The sequence below is a fragment of the Sphingopyxis sp. genome (assembly GCF_041916015.1).
Taxonomy (GTDB): Bacteria; Pseudomonadota; Alphaproteobacteria; order Sphingomonadales; family Sphingomonadaceae; genus Sphingopyxis.
In genome coordinates, this window is sequence record NZ_JAYSAH010000003.1 from 34,856 (window position 1) to 54,831 (window position 19,976).

Here is a 19,976-nt window from a genome sequence, read left to right on the forward strand (position 1 = left end):
TAGTCGGCGCGGTTGAGCGAGGCAAAGGCTTTCCCACCCATCCTTTCGTCATTGCGAGCGAAGCGAAGCAATCCAGAGCGGCTTGTCACACTCTGGATTGCTTCGCTTCGCTCGCAATGACGATTGCAAAAGGACTAGCGCAGCAACCCCAGCCGCGGAATCTCGACCTTCGGACAGCGATCCATCACTACCGCCAGCCCCGCGGCCTCGGCGCGTTTCGCCGCGGCTTCGTCGATCACCCCGATCTGCAGCCACACCGCCTTCGCGCCATGGACGATCGCTTCATCGACTGCGGCGCCGGCCTTGTCGCTGCTCCGGAAGATATCGACGATCTCGGCGGGCGGTTCGACATTGGCGAGCGTCGCGACGACCGGGGCGCCGTGGATCGTGCTTCCCGCGTGACCCGGATTGACCGCGATCACGTCGTGCCCCTGACGGATCAGGAAGGCGAGAACCTCGTTCGAGGCGCGCGCGGGGTTGGGCGAGGCCCCGACGACGGCGATGCGGCGCGGCTGGCTCAGCAATTCGCGGATTTCGGCCTCGTCGTTGATCGCCATCATTTACCCTTTCGTGCTGCGAGCCAGTCGGCGACCTTCGCCGCTATCGCGTGGAACGGCTCGCCCTCGGGGTCGGTTCCGGCGGCGGGCGGTACGCCGCCGTCGCTCGCGAGCCGGATGCCCATCGACAGCGGAACGCGGCCAAGGAAGTCGAGCCCCATGGTCTTCGCCGCGGCCTCGGCGCCGCCGCTGCCGAAGGGGTCGCTGACCTCGCCGCAATGCGGGCAGGCGTAGCCCGCCATATTTTCGACGAGGCCGATCAGCGGCACGTCGGCGGTCTCGAAGAAGCTGATCGCGCGCGTCGCGTCCATCAGCGCAAGGTCCTGCGGGGTCGAGACGATCACCGCGCCGGCGGGCTTGTGCTTCTGGATCATCGTCAGCTGGACGTCGCCGGTGCCGGGCGGCAGATCGACGATCAGCGTGTCGACATCGCCCCAGCTCGCATCGATGAGCTGTTCGAGCGCGCGTCCCGCCATCGGCCCGCGCCACGCGATCGCCTGCCCGGGCGCCGCAATCTGTCCGGTCGAGAGCATCGGCACGCCATAGGCGTTGGGGACGGGCGCGAGTTTCGACCCGCGCGCTTCGGGTTTCACGCCCTCGCTGTCCATCAATCGCGGTTGGGAGGGGCCATAGATGTCGGCATCGACGAGCCCGACCTTCACGCCGCGCCGCCGGAGCGCGACGGCGAGATTGGCGGCCAGGGTCGATTTGCCGACCCCCCCCTTGCCGCTGCCGACCGCGATGATCGTGAGGCCCTTGCGTTCGGCAGTCATCGCGACGCGCACCGAGGTGACGCCGGGTTTTGCGAGCAGACCGGCGCGGAGCTTCTCCTCGAGCGGCTTTCGCTCTTCTTCGGCGAGCCCGGTCACGTCGAGGACGATCGCGAGCGTGCCCGCATCGTCGAGAAAGCGGAGGCCCGAGGTGCGGCCGCCGCTGAGGTCGGTCGCGATGCTGGCGAGGGGAGCGGTGTCGGTCATGTCCCGCGCAGATAGGCATGGCGCGGGTGAATGCCAGCCATTTTCGCGCCTCATTTTCGTTCGCCCCCTGTTAATCGCGCTCGCCGCCCCTATAAAAGCAGCATGAGCAACGAGAATGACGGCGTCATGGGCGGCCGCGGCCCGAGGGGACTGCGGCGCTTTTTCGATTCGATCAGCCTGATGGCGAACAGTCCATGGGGCAATGGCCCCAAGGGCGGCGGTGATGGCGATAAAGGGGACGGCGATCGCGGTCCGCGCAACCCGTGGGTGACGCCCGATCCTGCGGATTCCGGGCGCGGGCGCAAGCCGCGCGGTCCCTCGGCGCTCGACGAACTGTTGCGCAAGGGTCGCGGCAGCTTCGGCGGCGGCGGTTCGGGCGGCGACGGCGGCTTCAGCTTCGGCGATTCGGCGCGCGTCTGGAAATGGGCGGTCGTGGCGCTGGTGGCGGCCTGGTTCCTCTTCTCATCCTTCCACATCGTGCCCCCCGAAAAGGAAGGCGTGGTGACGCGGCTCGGCAGCTATTCGCGCACAGTCGGTCCGGGCGTCAAATTCACCTGGCCGGCGCCAATCGAGCGCATCCGCATGGAAGACGTCCGCGCGATCCGCACGATGGCGATCGGCTCGCCCAACGCGACCGACGAGAATTTCGTGCTGACGCGCGACCAGAGCATCGTCGATCTGGCCTATGAGGTGCGCTGGTCGATCCGCGATCCCGAACTCTATATCTTCCAGCTCGCCGACCCCGACGGGACGCTGCGCGAGGTCGCCGAAAGCTCGATGCGCGCGGCGGTCGCCAATTTCGACCTCGTCCAGGCGATCGGCCCCGGCCGCGTCGAGATCGAGCGGCAGGTGCAGCAGCGGATGCAGGCGCTGCTCGACCAGTATCGTGCCGGGGTGACGATCCAGGGCATCGCGATCCGCCAGGCCGACCCGCCGAGCCAGGTCGACGACGCCTTCAAGGAAGTCACCGCGGCGCGGCAGGAACGCGAATCGGCAATCAACCTTGCGCGCGCTTATGAACAGCAGGTGCTCGAAAACGCGCGCGGCCAGACCGCGGCGTTCGACAAGATCTATGAACAGTACAAGCTGGCGCCGGGCGTGACCCGCAAGCGGCTTTATTATGAAACGATGGAGAGTGTGTTGTCGAACACCGACAAGACGATCGTCGAGCCGCGCGGAGTGACTCCCTATCTGCCGCTGAACGAGGTCCAGCGGCGCGCGATCCCGGCCCCGGAAGCAGCGCCCGATGCGGCGCCGAAGGGAGGCCAGTGATGTTCGACGGCCTCTTCCGCCACCCGCTCCGCCTGCTCGTCGGAACGGTCGCGTTGCTCGTCATCCTGTCGCAGACGCTGGCGATCGTCCCCGAGGACAAGCAGGCGCTGATCCTCCGCTTCGGCGAGATCGAGCGTACCGTGAACCGCTACAAGCCGCAGGAGGATTTCGGCCGCTCGGGTGCGGGCCTCGTCGCGCGCATCCCCTTCTTCGACAGCATCCAGTATATCGACAAGCGCATCCTCGGCGTGAACATGGAACGCCAGCAGGTGCTCTCGACCGACCAGCAGCGGCTGCAGGTCGATGCCTTCGCGCGCTTCCGCATCACCAATCCGGTGCGGATGTACACCGCGATCCGCACCGAGGAGAAATTGCAGCAGCAGCTGGCGACGATTCTCGGCTCGTCGCTGCGCAACGAGCTAGGCAAGCGCACCTTCGCGACCCTTTTGTCGCCCGAGCGCGGCGCGGTCATGGACAATATCCAGGTCGCGCTGAACCGCGAGGCGAACAAATATGGCGCCGAGATCATCGACGTGCGCATCAAGCGCGCCGACCTGCCCGAGGGCGCGACGCTGCAGGCGGCGTACAACCGCATGCGCACCGCGCGCCAGCAGGAAGCGACCGCGATCCGCGCTGAAGGGCAGAAGGAAGCGCAGATCATCCGCGGCAACGCCGACGGCGAGGCGGCGCGCATCTATGCCGCCAGCTATGGCAAGGACCCCGAATTCTATGATTTCTATCGCGCGATGCAGAGCTATCGCCAGACCTTCCTGGGCGAGAACAACCAGGGCGGAACCTCGGTGATCCTGTCGCCTGACAATGAATATCTGCGGCACTTCCGGGGCGGTTGACAGGGAAATTCGGCAAATGAATGGAACCTGCAGGCCTCGTTCATGTTCAAATGCCGTTAAGCCGCGGCCCATCAGATAACGACGGCCGGGGTCTGGAGTTTTTTCGCAAGAGAAAAGGAATTGCGATCGTGCGTTATGTTTATGGCATCACTTCGGCCTTGCTGATGGGCGGGACGGCGCTGGCGCTCGTCACCCAGTCGCCCGTGATCGCGCAGGTCGCGCAAAACGAAAGCAGCGAGATCGCCAAGGCGGTCCCGCGTGCCGGCGCCCCTGAGAGCTTCGCCGACCTCGTCGAACAGCTTCAGCCCGCGGTCGTGAATATCTCGACCAAGCAGGAGGTCACGCTCGGCGTCCGGCTCGATCCCTTCGCGGGAACGCGCGAGCCGGTGACGCAGGAGCAGCAGGGCGGCGGCTCGGGCTTCCTGATCTCCGACGACGGCTATATCGTCACCAACAATCACGTCGTCACCGGCGGCCCGCGCGGCGAGGCGGTGAATCAGGTCACGGTGACGCTGACCAACGGCAAGGAATATAAGGCGCGCATCGTCGGCCGCGACGCGGCGTCGGATCTCGCGCTGCTCAAGATCGACGCGACGGGGCTTCCCTTCGTGAAATTCGCCGACAGCAGCCGTGCGCGCGTCGGCGACTGGGTGGTCGCGATCGGCAACCCGCTCGGGCTCGGCTCGACGGTGACCGCGGGCATCATTTCGGCCCTGCACCGCAGCGTCAACCAGGGCGGCGCCTATGACCGCTACATCCAGACCGACACCGCGATCAACCGCGGCAACTCGGGCGGCCCGCTGTTCGACCTCAAGGGCAATGTCGTCGGCATCAACAATATGCTGATTTCGCCGGTCGGCGCCAATATCGGCGTCAACTTCGCGATCCCTGCCGAGGCGGCGATCCCGGTGATCAATTCGCTCCGCGCCGGCCAGAAGATCGAGCGCGGCTATCTCGGCATCGGCATCGCGCCGGTCGACGAGGATCTGGCGGCGGCGCTCGGCCTGCCCAAGGACCGCGGCGAATTCGTCCAGCGCGTCGAGCCCGATCAGGCGGCGGCGAAGGCGGGCCTGAAGCGCGGCGACGTGGTGACCAAGGTCAACGGCAAGGATGTGACCCCGTCGCAGACCTTGTCCTATATCGTGTCCAACACCAAGCCCGGCACGCGTATCCCGATCGAGGTCGTGCGCGACGGCAAGACGATGACGCTCTACGCGGTCGTCGATACCCGTCCGCCCGAAGACCAGCTGGCGGGCAGCAACTTCGATCCCGAAGACGAACAGGCGATGCCCGACGATCCGAAAGGCACCGCCGACACGACGATCCAGAATCTGCTCGGCCTCGCGGTGCAGCCGTTGACCGCCGACATCGCGCGCGCGGTTGGCGTCGATGCCGGCACCAAGGGACTGGTGATCGGTGCGGCGTCGGGGAGCAGCGACGCGGGCCGCAAGGGCATTCGCCGCGGCGACGTGATCGTGAGCGCGAACCGCACTCCGGTGACGTCGAGCGAAGCGCTGGCGAAGGTGGTTTCCGACGCCAAGGCGGCGGGCCGCGAGGCGGTGCTGCTCGAAATCCTGCGCCGCGGCGGGCCGTCGGCCTTCGTCGCGATCCGGATCAAATAGGCGGATCGATCCGTCCGCCAGAAAAGGGCGCCGGGTCTTCGGACCCGGCGCCCTTTTTCTTTGCCCTCGCGCGAAGATGTTCCTATTATGTTCCATGTACGGCGAGTCGGGAGAGAAAAGATGATCGGATATGTGACGCTGGGGACGAACGATCTGGCGCGGGCGGCGGTCTTTTACGACGCGATCGCTGGTGAGTTGGGCGTGCCGCGGATGATGAACTATGACGGCTTCATCGCCTGGGGCAAGGAAGGCGGCGGCGCCGGCATCGGCCTTACCCGACCCTTCGACGGCAATCCCGCGACGGTCGGCAATGGCGTGATGGTCGCGCTCGAGGCGAAGGACAAGGATCAGGTCCACCGCCTCTACGACATTGCGCTCGCCAACGGCGGCACCTGCGAAGGCCCTCCCGGACCGCGCGGCGAGGGCTTTTATGCGGGTTATTTCCGCGATCCGGACGGCAATAAGCTCAACGCCTTCATCATGGGATGACCGGCGACCGCTGCGCCGCAGAGAGCGGATGTTAGCTGAAGCCGTCGCCGCTCACGCAGCCGGAAACTGCTGTCCGCCTTGCGCTATTTCGCTAGCGGGGCTTGCGGGAGCGGCAGCTGTTGCCGTCGATTGGGATGCCGGCCCAATCGCGACCGCGGCTCAGTCGGTCGCGTCGAGGCCGTAAGCGGTATGCAGCACGCGCACCGCGAGTTCGGTTTCGTCCTCGTCGATCAGCACGCTGACCTTGATCTCGCTGGTCGAGATCGCCTGGATGTTGATGCCGCGGTCGGCCAGCGCGCGGAACATCGTGCTGGCAACGCCCGCGTGGCTCTTCATCCCGACGCCGACGACGCTGACCTTGGCGACCTTGTCGTCGCTGATGATGCGGTTGAAGCCGATCTTGTCCTTCGCGCCCTCGAGCAGGTCGATCGAGCGGAGGAGGTCGGTGGCAGGCACGGTGAAGGTTACGTCGGTCTCGCCCTTGTCGCGGCCGACATTCTGGATGATCATGTCGACGTTGATGCCCGCGGCGGCGAGCGGACCGAAGATGTTGGCGACGCCGCCCGGACGGTCGGGGACGCGGGTGACGATGATCTTCGCTTCATTCTTGTCGTGGGCGATGCCGGTGATCAGCTGCCGTTCCATCTGATGTTCCTCTATTTCCTCGTCGCTGACGATCATCGTGCCTTTTTTGGGAGCCTCGTCGCCCTCGACGAAGCTCGAAAGCACCTGCACGCGTACGCCCATTTTCATCGCGAGTCCGACCGAGCGGGTCTGGAGCACCTTGGCGCCGACGCTCGCGAGTTCGAGCATTTCCTCATAGGTGACGTAATCGAGCTTGCGCGCGCGCGCGACGATGCGCGGGTCGGTGGTGTAGACGCCATCTACATCGGTGTAGATGTCGCAGCGGTCGGCCTTCACCGCCGCGGCGACCGCGACCGCGCTGGTATCCGACCCGCCGCGGCCGAGCGTCGCGACGCGGCCGTCGTCCATCATCCCCTGAAAGCCGGGGATCACCGCGACTTCGCCTCTTGCCATCGCGGCGGTCAGCGCGCTGGTGTCGATGTCGATGATGCGCGCGCGGGCGTGCGCTTCCTCGGTGCGGATCGGGAGCTGCCAGCCGAGCCAACTGCGCGCGGGAACGCCCATTGCCTGCAGCGTCAGCGCGAGCAGGCCCGACGTGATCTGCTCGCCCGCCGCGACGACGACGTCATATTCGGCGGGATCGTAGCGCGGGTTCGCCTCCCGGCAGAAATTGACAAGGCGGTCGGTTTCGCCCGCCATCGCCGAGACGACGACCGCGACTTCGTTTCCTTGCGCGACTTCGCGCGCGACGAGTTTCGCGACGGTGCGAATCCGCTCGGTGCCCGCCATTGACGTGCCCCCGAATTTCATCACGATCCGCGCCATGCCGCTTCGCCTTCCTGAACTGGTTTCGACCGCAACTTTCCCTTGGATTTCCGCGGCGCCCGCTCGTTACGGAAGGGGGAGGGCGATGGCAAGACCATGGGTGCCCGCGCAGGATAGAATTTCTTGCATGGCGCGAGGCACAGTGCCACATCGCGGGGCATGAGTGCCGCGACGATCAATCCGCAGGAAGCCGCCCATTTCGGAGCGCTCGCCGCCGACTGGTGGGACCCGCACGGTTCGTCGGCGATGCTGCACAGGCTCAATCCGGTGCGGCTCGCCTATATCCGCGAGCAGATCGACCTCCACTGGCAGGTCGATGCCCGCGAGCGCCATCCGCTCGCCGGGCGGATGGCGCTCGACGTCGGGTGCGGCGCCGGACTGCTCGCCGAGCCGTTGGCGCGGATGGGCGCGGCGGTAACGGGCGTCGATGCGGCACCCGAGAATATCGCGGCGGCGCGGGCACATGCGGCGGGGCAGGGGCTGGCGATCACCTATTTTTGGGGTGAATTGGCGGCGCTGCCTGCGACGCGCTTCGATCTCGTGACCTCGATGGAGGTCGTCGAGCATGTGACCGACCCGGCGGCCTTCATCGGCGAGCTCGCTTCGCGGCTCGCGCCGGGCGGACTGATGATCCTCTCGACCCCCAACCGCACGATGCTGTCGAAGCTGCTGCTCGTCGAAGCGGCCGAGCGGGTGGGGGCGGTACCGCGCGGGACGCACGACTGGGACCAGTTTCTGAAGCCGGACGAGCTGACCGACTTGCTCGAAGGTGCGGGGCTGGAGGTCATCGACCGCACCGGCCTGTCGCCGTCGGCGGCGAAGGGCTTCAAACTCGGCGGCAGCGAGGCGCTCAACTATCTGGTCGCGGCGCGGTGGCCGGACTGAGCCGCGACCCGCGCGTCGATGCCTATATCGCGGCGCGGCAGCCGTTCGCGCCGCCGATTCTGAACCATCTTCGCGAATTGGTGCATAAGCACGCGCCGGGCGTCGAGGAGACGCTCAAATGGGGCGTGCCGCATTTCGTCCTGAACGGGCAGAATCTGGCGGGCATGGCGGCGTTCAAGGGACATGCGACCTTCGGATTCTGGCGTGACGAGGAAGTGACCGGCTCGCCGCGCGACACCGGCGCGATGGGGAGCATGGGGCGGCTGGCGTCGCTGGCCGACCTGCCGTCGGACAAACAGATGGCGGCCTGGATCGAAAAGGCCGCGGCGCTTTGCGCGGAAGGCAAGCCGAAGCGGGCGAAAGCGGCGCCGAAGCCGGCGCTCGACCTGCCGGCCGATCTGGGTGCGGCGTTGAAGGCCAACGCCGCCGCGCAGGCTCATTGGGAGGCCTTCTCGCCCGGCAAGCGCCGCGACTATATCGAATGGGTGCACGAGGCGAAGCGCGCGGAGACGCGGGCGAAGCGGATCGAAACGATCGTCGCGCAGGTCGCCGAGGGCAAGGACCGGAACTGGAAGTACAAGAACTGCTGATCTTATTGTTCGTCATTGCGAGCGGAGCGAAGCAATCCAGAGCGGTTTACGCTACTCCGGATTGCCGCGTCGCCTTCGGCTCCTCGCAATGACGACGCTTAGAAGTCGACGTCTTCGTAGTATTTAGGCGGCGTCACGATCTCCATTCGCTCGGCGAGGAGCGGGCGGAAGCTGGGGCGCGACTTGAGGCCCGAATACCAGCCCTTGGTCTGCTCGTGCCCGGTCCAGTCGATGCCGCCGAGATAGTCGGCGACCGAGATGTGCGCCGCGGCCGCCAGATCGGCGAGGCTCATCGTCGCGCCGGCGAGCCAGGTGCGGTGGTCGATCAGATAGTCGATATAGTCGAGATGCTGGTTCGCGGCCTTCATCGCCTCGCGCAGCGCGCCGCCGTCGGGGGGCTGGCGGTGGACGATGCGCTTCTGCATCCGCTCGAACAGCAGGGGGCCGGTGACCTCGAAATAGAAATCCTGGTCGAACCAGGCGACGAGGCGGCGGATCTCGGCGCGCTGCGCCGCGGTCCCGTTGATCATCGCCTTGCCCTCGACCGTCTCCTCGAAATATTCGGCGATCGCATTGCTGTCGATGAGCACCTGGCCGCGCCCGTCGTCGACCATCACCGGGGTGCGGCCGGCGGGATTGAGGTCGATGAACTCGTCGCGGCGCTCCCACGGCGATTCGCGCACCAGCTCATAGCCGACGCCCTTCTCGCCCAGCAAAAGCCGGATCTTGCGCGAAAAGGGACAAAGCGGGAATTGGTAGAGTTGCCACATGGTTCCGGCATAGCGGCAGGCGGGCGCCGGGCGCAACGCTTATGGCTGCTGCGCTGTGGATGAATGGCTTACCGCCGCGCGGCGGCGCGTTCACGTTCCCATTGCGCGGCGAGGTCGCGGGCCATGTCCTTGAGCACCGGGGCGTAGGCGGCGAGCGCCGAGGCGGCGTGGCCGGCCATGCGCGTACCGGCGCGGACGTCGTCGCCCATGCGCTCGGCATAGGCGGGATCACGCCCGGCGATGTCGCCGACGGTCGCGTCGCGCGGGATATAGGCGGCGTCGGAATCGGGATCGACCCTGGCGACCGCTTCCGCGAGCGGGCCGACCTGCATCTGCATCAGCGCGCCGACGAGCGCGGTGACGGTGTCGGCCATGCGGTCCTGCGTCGCCGGATCGTTCAAGACGCTCACCGCGCGCTCGGCTCCGCGATCCGCGGCGGCAGCCGGGAACGGCGCGACGAGCGCGAGCAGGGGCAGGGCAGCGATGGTACAGCGCATGGCTTCATCCTTTCGGGATGGGGAGGCGAAGCGGCGCCTATAGACGGGCAACGCTTTCGCGGGGCTGAATGCGCGAAAGCGTTGCGATGAAGCGATGCAGGGTTGCGATTAGCGCCTTTAATACAGCGTCATCCCGGCCTTAGCCAGGATGACGAGAAATGAGCGATATTTCATTCCGCCGCGACGACCTCAACCTCTTCCTCGTTCAGCGAATGGATCAGGCGGCTGATCATTTCCTTCGGGCAGACCTGCCAGAAGCGGTCCCGCCAGCGATCCCAGTCGGCGAGGATTTCGGCCGACCATTTGCTGCCGGTGGCATGCGCATGTTCCTCGACGAGGGTCTTCAGCGCCGCTTCCCAATGGCTGCTCGCGAGCCGCTGCCAGACGATCGATTCGCCGTTCGCGCGGCGCTCGAAGCTGTCGTCGGTGTCGAGCACGAACGCCATGCCGCCGGTCATCCCGGCGCCGAAGTTCGACCCCACGGGGCCGAGGATCACCGCGGTGCCGCCGGTCATATATTCGCAGCCGTTCGCGCCGCAGCCCTCTACGACGACCTTCGCGCCCGAGTTGCGGACCGCGAAACGCTCGCCCGCCTGACCCGCCGCGAGCAGGGTGCCGGCGGTCGCGCCATAGAGGACGGTGTTGCCGACGATGCTGTTGTGCTGGCTGACGAGCGGGCTCGACACGGTCGGGCGCACGACGATGCGGCCGCCCGACAGACCCTTGCCGACATAGTCGTTGGCGTCGCCGAACACTTCCAGGGTGATGCCGCTGCACAGGAAGGCGCCCAATGACTGGCCCGCGGTGCCGCGCAGGCGCACCTGCACATGGTCGTCGGCGAGCCCGTTCATCCCGAAGCGCGCGGTGACTTCGGCCGAGAGGCGGGTGCCGACCGCGCGGTGGGTGTTGCGGACATTATAGGTGAGCTGCATCCGCTCGCCGCGCTCGAACAGCGGTTTCGCGTCGCTCAAAATCTGCGCGTCGAGGCTGTTGGGCACCGGGTTGCGGAAGTTCGGGCCCTGCGAGCGGCGTTCCTCGTCGGGGGCATCGACCTTGGCGAGGATTGGATTGAGGTCGAGGTCGTCGAGATGCTCGGCGCCGCGGCTGACCTGCCGCAGCAGCTCGGTGCGGCCGATCACCTCGTCGAGGCTACGGCAGCCGAGCTTGGCGAGGATTTCGCGCACCTCCTCGGCGATGAAGGTCATCAGGTTGATGACCTTCTCGGGGCTACCGGTGAACTTCGCGCGCAGCTTTTCGTCCTGCGTGCAGACGCCGACCGGGCAGGTATTGCTGTGGCACTGGCGCACCATGATGCAGCCCATCGCGACGAGGCTGAGCGTGCCGATGCCATATTCCTCGGCGCCAAGAATCGCGGCGATCACGATATCGCGCCCGGTCTTGAGCCCGCCGTCGGTGCGCAGCCGGATGCGGTGGCGGAGGCCGTTGAGGGTGAGCACCTGATTGACTTCGGACAGGCCCATTTCCCACGGCGTGCCGGCATATTTGATGCTGGTCTGGGGCGAAGCGCCGGTGCCGCCGGTGTTGCCCGAGACGAGGATGACGTCGGCGTGCGCCTTGGCGACCCCCGCCGCGACGGTGCCGATGCCCGCCGAGCTGACGAGCTTGACGCAGACGCGCGCCTTCGGGTTGATCTGCTTGAGGTCGTAGATGAGCTGCGCGAGATCCTCGATCGAATAGATGTCGTGGTGCGGCGGGGGCGAGATCAGCATCACGCCCGGCGTCGAATGGCGCAGGCGCGCGATGAATTCGGTGACCTTGAAACCGGGCAATTGGCCGCCCTCGCCGGGCTTGGCGCCCTGCGCGACCTTGATCTCGATCTCGTCGCACGCGCCGAGATATTCGGCGGTGACGCCGAAACGGCCGCTCGCGATCTGCTTGATGTTGCTGTTGGCGTTGTCGCCATTGGCATAGGGCTGATAGCGCTCGCTGGCCTCGCCGCCTTCGCCCGACACCGCCTTGGCGCCGATGCGGTTCATCGCGATCGCGAGCGTCTCGTGCGCTTCGGGCGACAGCGCGCCCAGCGACATGCCGGGGGTGACGAAGCGCTTGCGGATCTCGGTGATCGCCTCGACGCTGTCGAGCGCGACGCCCTGCGCCGGGAAGTTGAACTCCATCAGGTCGCGGAGATAGACGGGCGGCAGGTCGGCGACGCCGCGCGCGAACTGGAGGTAGGTCGAGTAGCTGTCGGTCGCGACCGCGGTCTGCAGGAGATGCATGAGCTGCGCCGAATAGGCATGCGCCTCGCCGCCCGCGCGGTGGCGGTAGAAGCCGCCGACGGGAAGGGTGGTGGCGCGCTCGTCGAACGCCTTCTCATGCTTCTCGGTCGCGTTGATGAAGAGCGACTGATAGCCCTCGCCCGAAATCTTCGCAGGCATGCCCGGGAAGAGGTCGTTGACGAGCGCGCGGCTCAAACCGACCGCCTCGAAATTATAGCCGCCGCGATAGGAGGAGACCACCGCGATCCCCATCTTCGCCATGATCTTCAAAAGGCCGTCGTCGATCGCCTTGCGGAAGCGGAGGTGGCAGTCGGTCAGCGACAGCTCGCCGCCGAACAGCCCGCGCGTGTGGCGGTCGGCGATCGCGGCTTCGGCGAGATAGGCGTGGACGGTGGTCGCGCCGACGCCGATCAGCACCGCAAAAGCGTGGGTGTCGAGCACTTCGGCCGAGCGGACGTTGATCGAGGCGTAGCTGCGCAGCCCCTTGCGGACGAGATGCGTATGGACCGCGGCGGCGGCGAGCACCATCGCGACCCCGACGCGACCTTCGCCGATATTCTGGTCGGACAGGAACAGTTCGCTGCGCCCGGCGCGCACCGCGTCCTCGGCCTCGCGGCGGATGCGGGCGATCGCTTCGCGCACGGTCGCGGCGTCGCCGCCGACCGCGAAAGTGCAGTCGATGTCGGCGACCGCATCGCCGAAATAGGCGCGCAGCCGGTCCCAGTCGTCGCCGACGAGCACCGGCGAGTCGATCACGAGGACGTGCGCGCTCTGCCCCTTTTCGTCGAGGATGTTGGCGAGGTTCGAGAAGCGCGTCTTCAGGCTCATCACATGCCGTTCGCGCAGACTGTCGATCGGCGGGTTGGTGACCTGGCTGAAATTCTGGCGGAAGAATTGTGCGACGTGGCGCGGCTTGTCGGAGATGACCGCGAGCGGCGTGTCATCGCCCATCGAGCCGATCGCTTCCTTCGCATCCTCGACCATCGGGCTGAGGATCAGCTCCATATCCTCCATGGTGAGGCCCGCAGCGACCTGGCGGCGGAGCAGTTCGGTGCGGTCCCATTGCGGCAGGCTCGCCTTGCCGCCCTTCGGCAGGTCGGCCATGGTGCGGAAGCCCTTGACGCGCGCGGCATAGTCGGCGGCGCCGGCGATCTTGTCCTTGATCGCGCGGTCTTCGTAGAGCGTGCCGTCGTCGAGATCGACCGCGATCATCTGGCCGGGGCCGAGGCGGCCCTTCTTGCGGATGCTCGCCTCGGGCAGCAGCACCATGCCGCTTTCCGACCCGACGACGAGCAGATTGTCGGCGGTCAGCGTGTAGCGCAGCGGACGGAGCGCGTTGCGGTCCATCCCCGCGACCGCCCAGCGGCCGTCGGTCATCGCGAGCGCGGCGGGGCCGTCCCACGGCTCCATCACGCTGGCGAGATAATTATACATCGCCTTGTGCGCGTCGGGGATGTCGTCGTCCTGGCCCCAGGCTTCGGGAACGAGGATCAGCTTGGCGGTCGGCGCGTCGCGGCCGGCGCGGCAGAGCGTCTCGAACACCGCGTCGAGCGCGGCGGTGTCGGAGGCGCCCGCCGGGATCACCGGCTTGATATCTTCCGAATGCTCGCCGAAGGCGAGGCTCGCCATCTTGATCTCGTGGCTCTTCATCCAGTTCTTGTTGCCGCGGATCGTGTTGATTTCGCCATTGTGGGCGAGGCAGCGGAACGGCTGCGCGAGCCACCATTGCGGGAAAGTGTTTGTCGAATAGCGCTGGTGGAAGATCGCGACCCGGCTTTCGAACAGCTTGTTCGTGAGGTCGGGATAGAAATCGGCCAGGCTCTCGGCGAGGAACAGCCCCTTGTAGATGATCGAGCGCGCCGACAGGCTGCAGATATAGAAGTCGGCGATCTGCGCCGCGATCACCTTCTTCTCGATGCGGCGGCGGACGAGATAGAGTTGCTTTTCGAACTCGGCGACCGACTGTTCGTCGGGGAGCGGCCCGGCGATCATGATCTGCTCGATCTCGGGGCGCGTGCGCTGCGCCTTGTCGCCGATCACCGACACGTCGACCGGCACCTGGCGCCAGCCATAGATGGTGAAGCCCGCGTCGATGATCTCCGACTCGACGATCGTGCGGCATTCCTCCTGCGCGCCGAGATCGGTGCGCGGCAGGAAGACCATGCCGACGGCGAGGCGGTTGGGGCGCACCTTGTGCCCCGACGCCGCGATTGCATCGTCGAAGAAACGGACCGGCAGATCGACATGGATTCCCGCCCCGTCGCCGGTCTTGCCGTCGGCATCGACCGCGCCGCGGTGCCACACCGCGCGCAGCGCCTCGATCGCCGCCTCGACGACGCGGCGTGACGCCTTGCCGTCGGTCGCCGCGACGAGACCGACGCCGCAGGCATCGGATTCGAGGTCGGGGCGATACATGCCTTCGGCAGCGAGCCGCGCGTGATCGGAGGTGGGGTAATGGGTCATGTCGGTTTCCTGCCGGCCTTGGCCGTTCCTATTTTGATGGCGTCTTCTTGCGGGCATTGGCGACCGCCTGTTCCTGCGCGTCATAGGCTGCCGAATTGGCGTTACTGGCCGCCTCTTCGAGCTGTTCGACGCGGGTACGGTCGGCTTCCGACCAGGTGTCGCGGTCGTAGGCCGGATCGTCGCTGACCGCTGTCGCGGCATCGGCGGCGGCTTCTGCGGCGTCAGCGGCTTCCGTGGCATCCGCTGCGGCGACATCCGCCGCGTCGGCAGCGGCATCGACCGCCTCGGTCGCGTCCTCGGCTGGCGTATCCCACTGGTCGCGATGCTCCTTCAACTCCTTGACGCTGACCTTCATCAGCTTGGCGAGCTTGGCGAGTTCGGCGTCGCTGAGGTCGGCGAGCTGCTTTTCCTTGGGCAGCTCCTTGAAATCCTTTTCGATTTCGGGCCCGCGATCGATGAACTTGTTCACCAGCGGCGGCACCGCCTTGATCATCGCGAGCATCAGCTCGGGATCGGCCTGCAGCGCCATCCACTCGGCGCTATAGGCCTTGCCGGTCGGGGTCGCGAAAAAGGCGTTCATCTCGCCGAGCTGCTGCGCGGTGAACTTGCGCGCATAAGCGTGGGCGAGGCCGTTCCGCATCGGCCCCTCGAGATCGGTCAGCGCCTCGCTGATCAGCGGCTTGACGATGCTGGTGATCTGGTCCTCGCGCTGCTGGCGATACGGGTCGAACAGGTTGGCGGCGGCGAGCTTGCTCTTCTCGTCGAGTGCGGTGATCTTCTCGCTATCCACCCCGGTCTTGATCGACAGCATCAGGTCGGACGTGCCGCCGAATTCGGCCATCAGTCCCTTGAAAAGCTTGCCATAGAGGTTGTCGAGCATCTTCTCGAGGCTGCCCGGCGGGATCAGCGCGGTCGTTGTCTGCTGCGCGAGTGCGAGTTGCGCGGGCGCGATCGGCGGCAGCTTGTCGGTGCCGAAGATCTTCTCGATCATCGCGACCGCCTGATCGATCTCCTTCTGCATCTTCGCCTTGGCGTCGGCCTTCATAGCCTCGTCGCTCATGCCATGGCCTTCGTCGCCTTCGACGGCGGGGGCGACGATTTCGGCCTCGGGCGCCTCGTTTGGCGCAGCGAAAGCGTGCGCGGGCGCGAACGCCATCGCGCCGGCGAGCAGAACGGATTTCCAGGACGACATGATCGATTTTCCTTCCCTGTTGGTCATGCCGCCTTCTTTTCGCTTTTCACTTTCGCTTTCAACCACTTTGCCATCTGCTCGCTGACATCGCGGCCGTCGCGGATGCCCCAGACGACCAAGCTGGCGCCGCGCACGATGTCGCCCGCGGCGAAAACGCCGGGCAGGCTGGTCATCATCGTCTGATGATCGACGCGCAGCGTGCCCCAGCGCGTGACCGACAGGTCGGGCGCGCCGAACAGGTGCGGCAGTTCTTCGGGGTCGAAGCCGAGCGCCTTGATCACCATGTCGGCGGGCAGGTCGAAGCTGCGCCCCGGATCGGGCTCGGGGCTGCGGCGCCCGCTCGCGTCGGGTGCGCCGAGGCGCATCCCCTGCACCGCGACTTGCTTGACATGCTTGTCGGCGGTGAAGGCTTCGGGGGCCGAGAGCCAGACGAACTCGACGCCTTCCTCTTCGGCGTTGGCGACCTCGCGCTGCGAGCCCGGCATATTCTCGCGGTCGCGGCGATAGAGGCATTTTACGGACTTCGCGCCCTGGCGCACCGCGGTGCGGACGCAGTCCATCGCGGTGTCGCCGCCGCCGACGACGACGACATGCTTGCCCTTGGCGTCGAGGCGGCCGTCCTCGAATGCGGCGACGGTGTCGCCGAAGCTCTTGCGGTTCGATGCGATCAGATAGTCGAGCGCGGCGACGACGCCGGCGGCGTCATTGCCGGCGACGTTGATCTCGCGTGCCTTGTAGACGCCGGTCGCGATCAGGATTGCGTCATGCCTGGCGCGAAGCTGGTCGAGCGTCGCGTCCTTGCCGACCTCGAAGCCGAGGTGGAAATGGATGCCGCCCTCCGCCAGCCGCTCGACGCGGCGCATCACGACCTCCTTCTCGAGCTTGAAGCCGGGGATGCCATAGGTGAGCAGCCCGCCGGCGCGGTCGTGCCGGTCGTAGACATGCACCTCATGCCCCATGACGCGCAGATATTCGGCAGCGGTCAGTCCCGCGGGGCCGGCGCCGATGATCCCGACCGACTGGCCGGTCGGCTTGCCCGGCCGGATCGGTTCGACCCAGCCCTCGGCCCAGGCGGTATCGGTAATATATTTCTCGACGCTGCCGATCGTCACCGCGCCATGGCCCGAAAATTCGATCACGCAATTGCCCTCGCAGAGGCGATCCTGCGGGCAGATGCGGCCGCAGATCTCGGGCATCGTCGAGGTCGCGTTGCTGAGCTCATAAGCCTCGCGCAGCCGCCCCTCGGCGGTCAGGCGCAGCCAGTCGGGGATATGGTTGTGCAGCGGACAATGCACCGAGCAATAGGGCACGCCGCATTGCGAGCAGCGCGCGGCCTGCGCGTCGGCTTGCGGAGCGGCATAGCGCTCGGCGATCTCGCGAAAGTCGTGCGCGCGCTCCTCGGGCGAGCGCTTGTCCGGATAGGATTGTTCACGCCCCACAAACTGGAGCATGCGTTCGGAAGCCATGCAATATCCCCTTCGTTGAGGGGGCGATGGCATGGCGGCGAACGGCCTGTCACCGATGAAATTGCGATTAGGTCAATATTGCTGACCTTAAATTAACACTGAAAAGCACCGCTCATGGTGCTGCGCAACAATCTTTCAACAAATGGTTTCGATTCGGACCTATCTGGCGGCGAGCCATGCCAGCGCCGCGATGCCGACGATGATTCGATACCAGGCGAAGGGCGCGAAGCCATAGCGCGTGACGACCGCGAGGAAGGCTTTGATCACCGCCCAGGCGACGACGAACGACACGAGCGCGCCGACCGCGATGAGCCCGATGTCGTTCTTCGTGATCGCGTCGTGATGCTTGGCGAGCTGTAGCGCCGTCGCGCCGGTCAGCGTCGGCAGCGCAAGAAAGAAGCTGAACTCGGCGGCGGTCTTGCGGTCGATGCCGAGCGTCATCGCGCCCATGATCGTCGCGCCCGAGCGGCTGACGCCCGGAATCATCGCGATGCACTGGACGAGGCCGACGATGATCGACTGGCGCGTCGACAGCGCCGCCACGCCGCCGCTTTCCTTCGGCTTGGCAAATCGCTCGACGAGCAGGATGCCGATGCCGCCCACGATCAGCGCCCAGGCGACGACCGTCGCATTTTCGAGCAAAGCCTCGATCTGGTCGCCGAAGGCGAGGCCGAGCACCACCGCGGGGATGAAGGCGAGCAGCAGGTTGCGCACGAAAGCGATCGCGACCGGATCGCGCCGGAAGAAGCCGGTGAACATGTCCCAGAACAGATGGCGGTAGAGGACGACGATCGCGAGGATCGCGCCCGGCTGGATCGCGATATTGAACACCGCCCATTTCGACGCATCATAGCCGAGCAGCTCGGTCGCGAGGATGAGGTGTCCGGTCGAGGAGACGGGAAGGAATTCGGTCAGTCCTTCGACGATGCCGAGGATGATCGCGGTCAGCCAGATGCCCATGAAATTCCCATATCGAGGTTGCGACGAAACGAAGGGGCACCAGGCGGGCGCCCCTGTCCGCCGCCAGACCTACGCAGCGCGGGGCCGTTTTTCCAGCGGCGATTTGCCCCGAATCAGGCAGTCTGTGCGAAACGGCCGTGGCGGCGATATTGGACGAGCCAGCCGTCGGCGACCGAGGCGAGCGAGGTCGGAGTGACGCCGAGCTGCGCGAGGCCCGCGGCGCCGTCCGCGACGACATTGTCGCGCTGGAGCATCAGCCACTGGTCCCTGGTGATCGGTGCGCCGGGCGCCCAGCCGAAAGCGGTCGCGAGAGCGCCCGATACGGCATCGGGCAGCTCGACGAACAGCCGCTTGCGCCCCGTCGCGTCGGCGACCCATTGCTGCAGCGCCGCCATCGTCAGCATCTGCGGCCCGCCGAGCTCGAAAATCCTGCCGGCGGCCGCGTTGCCGAGCGCCGCGACCACGGCGTCGGCGACGTCGCCGACATAGACCGGCTGGAACTTCGCACGCGGGGCGACGACCGGGATCACCGGCGAGAAGCGGATGAGCGCAGCGAAGCGGTTGATGACATGATCCTCGCGGCCGAAGATGATCGACGGGCGCAGGATCGCGGCAGCGGGAAAGGCCGCGCGCACCGCGGCTTCGCCGTCGCCCTTGCTCCGCCCATAGGCTGACGCGCTGGCCGGATCGGCACCGATCGCCGAGACATGGACGAGCGCGCGCGCGCCCGCGGCCTTCGCGGCGGCGGCTACATGGCCGGCGCCGTCGGCCTGCACCGCCTGCATGTCGTCGAAGCTGCCGACGAGGTTGATCACCGCGTCGCTGCCCTGGACGGCGCGCGCGACGCTCGCCGCATCGCGGACGTCGGCGGCGACGAACTGCGTCTGCCCGAGCCCGCCGAGCGGTTTCAGGAAAAGTGCCTTGCGCGGCTCGCGCTCAGCGATGCGGACACGCGCGCCGCGCGCGAGCAGCTGCTGCACGACATAGCGGCCGAGGAAGCCGCCGCCGCCCAGCACCGTGATCAATTGTCCGTCGAGCTTCTGCATGATGTCCGCCTGTATCCGATTCTCTGGGGTCGACGCCCGGGGGGCGTCCACGCGCATCCCATGCCGCGAAGCTGCGCGACGGGCAAGGGGCAGGGCGCGGGCATCGACGCGAAACCGTCGCCCGACATATAAAATATGCATCGACAAGCCGAGCCCGGTTGACAAGCCGAGCCGAGCGCCGCTAAGCGCCCGCTCCTACCCCGTGCCCAGATGGCGGAATTGGTAGACGCACCAGCTTCAGGTGCTGGCGATCGCAAGGTCGTGGAGGTTCGAGTCCTCTTCTGGGCACCATTTCGGAGTCGGCAGACTCCACTTCTTCTAAGTCATTGAAAATACGGAATGGAATCGTTGTTTCAGCGGTTCTAAACCCGTGTCCGCGCTGATATGAAAGTCGGTCTGCAAAGGCCATTCTTATGACCCCCCGCTTGGCCTCAAGTGTGCCAGAAGACCATGTTTTAATTGGGTTTTCTAGAAATTCCAAAGCGGTTCTATGTGTTGTGTCGAAATCCGTAATCGGACGACCGCAGTTCGCTACCATTTCCGCAGCCTTAGCTGGTGACACGCCTCGAAGAGGAGACCCGGATCGGCAAGGGCGGGACCCTGGCGGCGCAGCTGTCGCGGCTCGACCTGGTGGTGCTCGACGAGCTTGGATATCTGCCGTTCGCACGCTCGGGAGGACAGTTGCTGTTCCA

16 protein-coding genes, 1 tRNA gene and 1 pseudogene are annotated in these 19,976 nt (G+C 66.4%); 8 read left to right on the plus strand and 10 right to left on the minus strand.

Translation table 11 applies throughout. From position 1 onward, the window contains the following. Positions 1-134 precede the first annotated feature (134 nt). On the minus strand, positions 135-557 hold the full coding sequence (locus ACE3SL_RS00270) for a CoA-binding protein (protein ID WP_374523774.1): 423 nt from the start codon (positions 555-557) through the stop codon (positions 135-137). After that, positions 557-1,534, minus strand: coding sequence for an Mrp/NBP35 family ATP-binding protein (locus tag ACE3SL_RS00275; protein ID WP_374523759.1), 978 nt, complete (start codon positions 1,532-1,534; stop codon positions 557-559). Before ACE3SL_RS00275 ends, ACE3SL_RS00270 begins: the two co-directional genes overlap by 1 nt. Before the next feature lie 102 nt (positions 1,535-1,636). Between ACE3SL_RS00275 and hflK the strand changes: the two genes are divergently transcribed. The 4 genes from hflK (at position 1,637) to ACE3SL_RS00295 (ending at position 5,768) form a co-directional block, all read left to right on the plus strand. Continuing rightward, entirely contained in the window at positions 1,637-2,806 is a 1,170-nt protein-coding gene (gene hflK / locus ACE3SL_RS00280) for a protease modulator HflK (RefSeq protein ID WP_374523760.1), read from the plus strand. After that, positions 2,806-3,657 carry a protease modulator HflC gene (hflC, locus tag ACE3SL_RS00285; RefSeq protein ID WP_374523761.1) on the plus strand — a complete coding sequence of 284 codons (852 nt, stop codon included), beginning with the start codon at positions 2,806-2,808 and terminating at the stop codon, positions 3,655-3,657. The genes hflK and hflC overlap by 1 nt, the downstream gene beginning before the upstream one ends. Positions 3,658-3,785: 128 nt before the next feature. Next, the gene (locus ACE3SL_RS00290) at positions 3,786-5,279 is read left to right on the plus strand and encodes a Do family serine endopeptidase (RefSeq protein ID WP_374523762.1); all 1,494 of its coding nucleotides are present in this window, start codon (positions 3,786-3,788) and stop codon (positions 5,277-5,279) included. Positions 5,280-5,399: 120 nt separating this feature from the next. Continuing rightward, a complete protein-coding gene (locus ACE3SL_RS00295) occupies positions 5,400-5,768 on the plus strand; it encodes a VOC family protein (protein WP_374523763.1) in 369 nt (122 codons plus the stop codon). Between the two features lie 159 nt (positions 5,769-5,927). Here the strand turns inward: ACE3SL_RS00295 and ACE3SL_RS00300 are convergent, their stop codons facing one another. Beyond that, a complete protein-coding gene (locus ACE3SL_RS00300) occupies positions 5,928-7,178 on the minus strand; it encodes an aspartate kinase (RefSeq protein ID WP_374523764.1) in 1,251 nt (416 codons plus the stop codon). A 159-nt stretch (positions 7,179-7,337) separates the two neighbouring features. Between ACE3SL_RS00300 and ubiG the strand changes: the two genes are divergently transcribed. Both ubiG and ACE3SL_RS00310 read left to right on the plus strand, forming a co-directional pair. Further along, a complete protein-coding gene (ubiG, locus tag ACE3SL_RS00305) occupies positions 7,338-8,063 on the plus strand; it encodes a bifunctional 2-polyprenyl-6-hydroxyphenol methylase/3-demethylubiquinol 3-O-methyltransferase UbiG (RefSeq protein ID WP_374523765.1) in 726 nt (241 codons plus the stop codon). Next, on the plus strand, positions 8,051-8,653 hold the full coding sequence (locus tag ACE3SL_RS00310) for a YdeI family protein (RefSeq protein ID WP_374523766.1): 603 nt from the start codon (positions 8,051-8,053) through the stop codon (positions 8,651-8,653). Before ubiG ends, ACE3SL_RS00310 begins: the two co-directional genes overlap by 13 nt. Before the next feature lie 98 nt (positions 8,654-8,751). On the opposite strand, the gene ACE3SL_RS00315 is transcribed toward ACE3SL_RS00310, so the two are convergent. From ACE3SL_RS00315 to ACE3SL_RS00345, 7 genes are all read right to left on the minus strand, one after another. After that, positions 8,752-9,423: a glutathione S-transferase family protein gene (locus tag ACE3SL_RS00315; protein ID WP_374523767.1), complete on the minus strand. Its 672-nt coding sequence runs from the start codon at positions 9,421-9,423 to the stop codon at positions 8,752-8,754. Positions 9,424-9,491: 68 nt separating this feature from the next. Next, complete coding sequence (locus ACE3SL_RS00320) at positions 9,492-9,920, minus strand: hypothetical protein (protein ID WP_374523768.1); 429 nt, start codon at positions 9,918-9,920, stop codon at positions 9,492-9,494. 170 nt (positions 9,921-10,090) lie between these two features. Further along, the gene (gltB, locus tag ACE3SL_RS00325; RefSeq protein ID WP_374523769.1) at positions 10,091-14,620 is read right to left on the minus strand and encodes a glutamate synthase large subunit; all 4,530 of its coding nucleotides are present in this window, start codon (positions 14,618-14,620) and stop codon (positions 10,091-10,093) included. A 28-nt stretch (positions 14,621-14,648) separates the two neighbouring features. Next, positions 14,649-15,812, minus strand: coding sequence for a DUF2059 domain-containing protein (locus ACE3SL_RS00330; protein WP_374523770.1), 1,164 nt, complete (start codon positions 15,810-15,812; stop codon positions 14,649-14,651). A 23-nt stretch (positions 15,813-15,835) separates the two neighbouring features. Further along, positions 15,836-17,278 carry an NAD(P)-dependent oxidoreductase gene (locus tag ACE3SL_RS00335; RefSeq protein ID WP_374523771.1) on the minus strand — a complete coding sequence of 481 codons (1,443 nt, stop codon included), beginning with the start codon at positions 17,276-17,278 and terminating at the stop codon, positions 15,836-15,838. 159 nt (positions 17,279-17,437) lie between these two features. Next, positions 17,438-18,238, minus strand: coding sequence for an undecaprenyl-diphosphate phosphatase (locus tag ACE3SL_RS00340; protein ID WP_374523772.1), 801 nt, complete (start codon positions 18,236-18,238; stop codon positions 17,438-17,440). 113 nt (positions 18,239-18,351) lie between these two features. Beyond that, on the minus strand, positions 18,352-19,284 hold the full coding sequence (locus ACE3SL_RS00345) for a complex I NDUFA9 subunit family protein (RefSeq protein WP_374523773.1): 933 nt from the start codon (positions 19,282-19,284) through the stop codon (positions 18,352-18,354). A gap of 204 nt (positions 19,285-19,488) precedes the next feature. On the opposite strand from ACE3SL_RS00345, the gene ACE3SL_RS00350 reads away from it, so the two are divergent. Continuing rightward, positions 19,489-19,575, plus strand: a tRNA-Leu gene (locus ACE3SL_RS00350). A gap of 261 nt (positions 19,576-19,836) precedes the next feature. Further along, positions 19,837-19,976 (plus strand): annotated as a pseudogene (locus ACE3SL_RS00355) (ATP-binding protein); the annotation flags it as partial.

Coding starts and splice junctions, on each gene's coding strand:
- ACE3SL_RS00300 (WP_374523764.1), bottom strand. CDS start 7,178: ATGGCGCGGATCGTGATGAAATTCGGGGGCACGTCAATGGCGGGCACC.
- ACE3SL_RS00295 (WP_374523763.1), top strand. CDS start 5,400: ATGATCGGATATGTGACGCTGGGGACGAACGATCTGGCGCGGGCGGCG.
- hflK (WP_374523760.1), top strand. CDS start 1,637: ATGAGCAACGAGAATGACGGCGTCATGGGCGGCCGCGGCCCGAGGGGA.
- ACE3SL_RS00340 (WP_374523772.1), bottom strand. CDS start 18,238: ATGGGCATCTGGCTGACCGCGATCATCCTCGGCATCGTCGAAGGACTG.
- ACE3SL_RS00330 (WP_374523770.1), bottom strand. CDS start 15,812: ATGTCGTCCTGGAAATCCGTTCTGCTCGCCGGCGCGATGGCGTTCGCG.
- ubiG (WP_374523765.1), top strand. CDS start 7,338: ATGAGTGCCGCGACGATCAATCCGCAGGAAGCCGCCCATTTCGGAGCG.
- ACE3SL_RS00275 (WP_374523759.1), bottom strand. CDS start 1,534: ATGACCGACACCGCTCCCCTCGCCAGCATCGCGACCGACCTCAGCGGC.
- ACE3SL_RS00270 (WP_374523774.1), bottom strand. CDS start 557: ATGGCGATCAACGACGAGGCCGAAATCCGCGAATTGCTGAGCCAGCCG.
- ACE3SL_RS00345 (WP_374523773.1), bottom strand. CDS start 19,284: ATGCAGAAGCTCGACGGACAATTGATCACGGTGCTGGGCGGCGGCGGC.
- gltB (WP_374523769.1), bottom strand. CDS start 14,620: ATGACCCATTACCCCACCTCCGATCACGCGCGGCTCGCTGCCGAAGGC.
- ACE3SL_RS00315 (WP_374523767.1), bottom strand. CDS start 9,423: ATGTGGCAACTCTACCAATTCCCGCTTTGTCCCTTTTCGCGCAAGATC.
- ACE3SL_RS00335 (WP_374523771.1), bottom strand. CDS start 17,278: ATGGCTTCCGAACGCATGCTCCAGTTTGTGGGGCGTGAACAATCCTAT.
- ACE3SL_RS00320 (WP_374523768.1), bottom strand. CDS start 9,920: ATGCGCTGTACCATCGCTGCCCTGCCCCTGCTCGCGCTCGTCGCGCCG.
- hflC (WP_374523761.1), top strand. CDS start 2,806: ATGTTCGACGGCCTCTTCCGCCACCCGCTCCGCCTGCTCGTCGGAACG.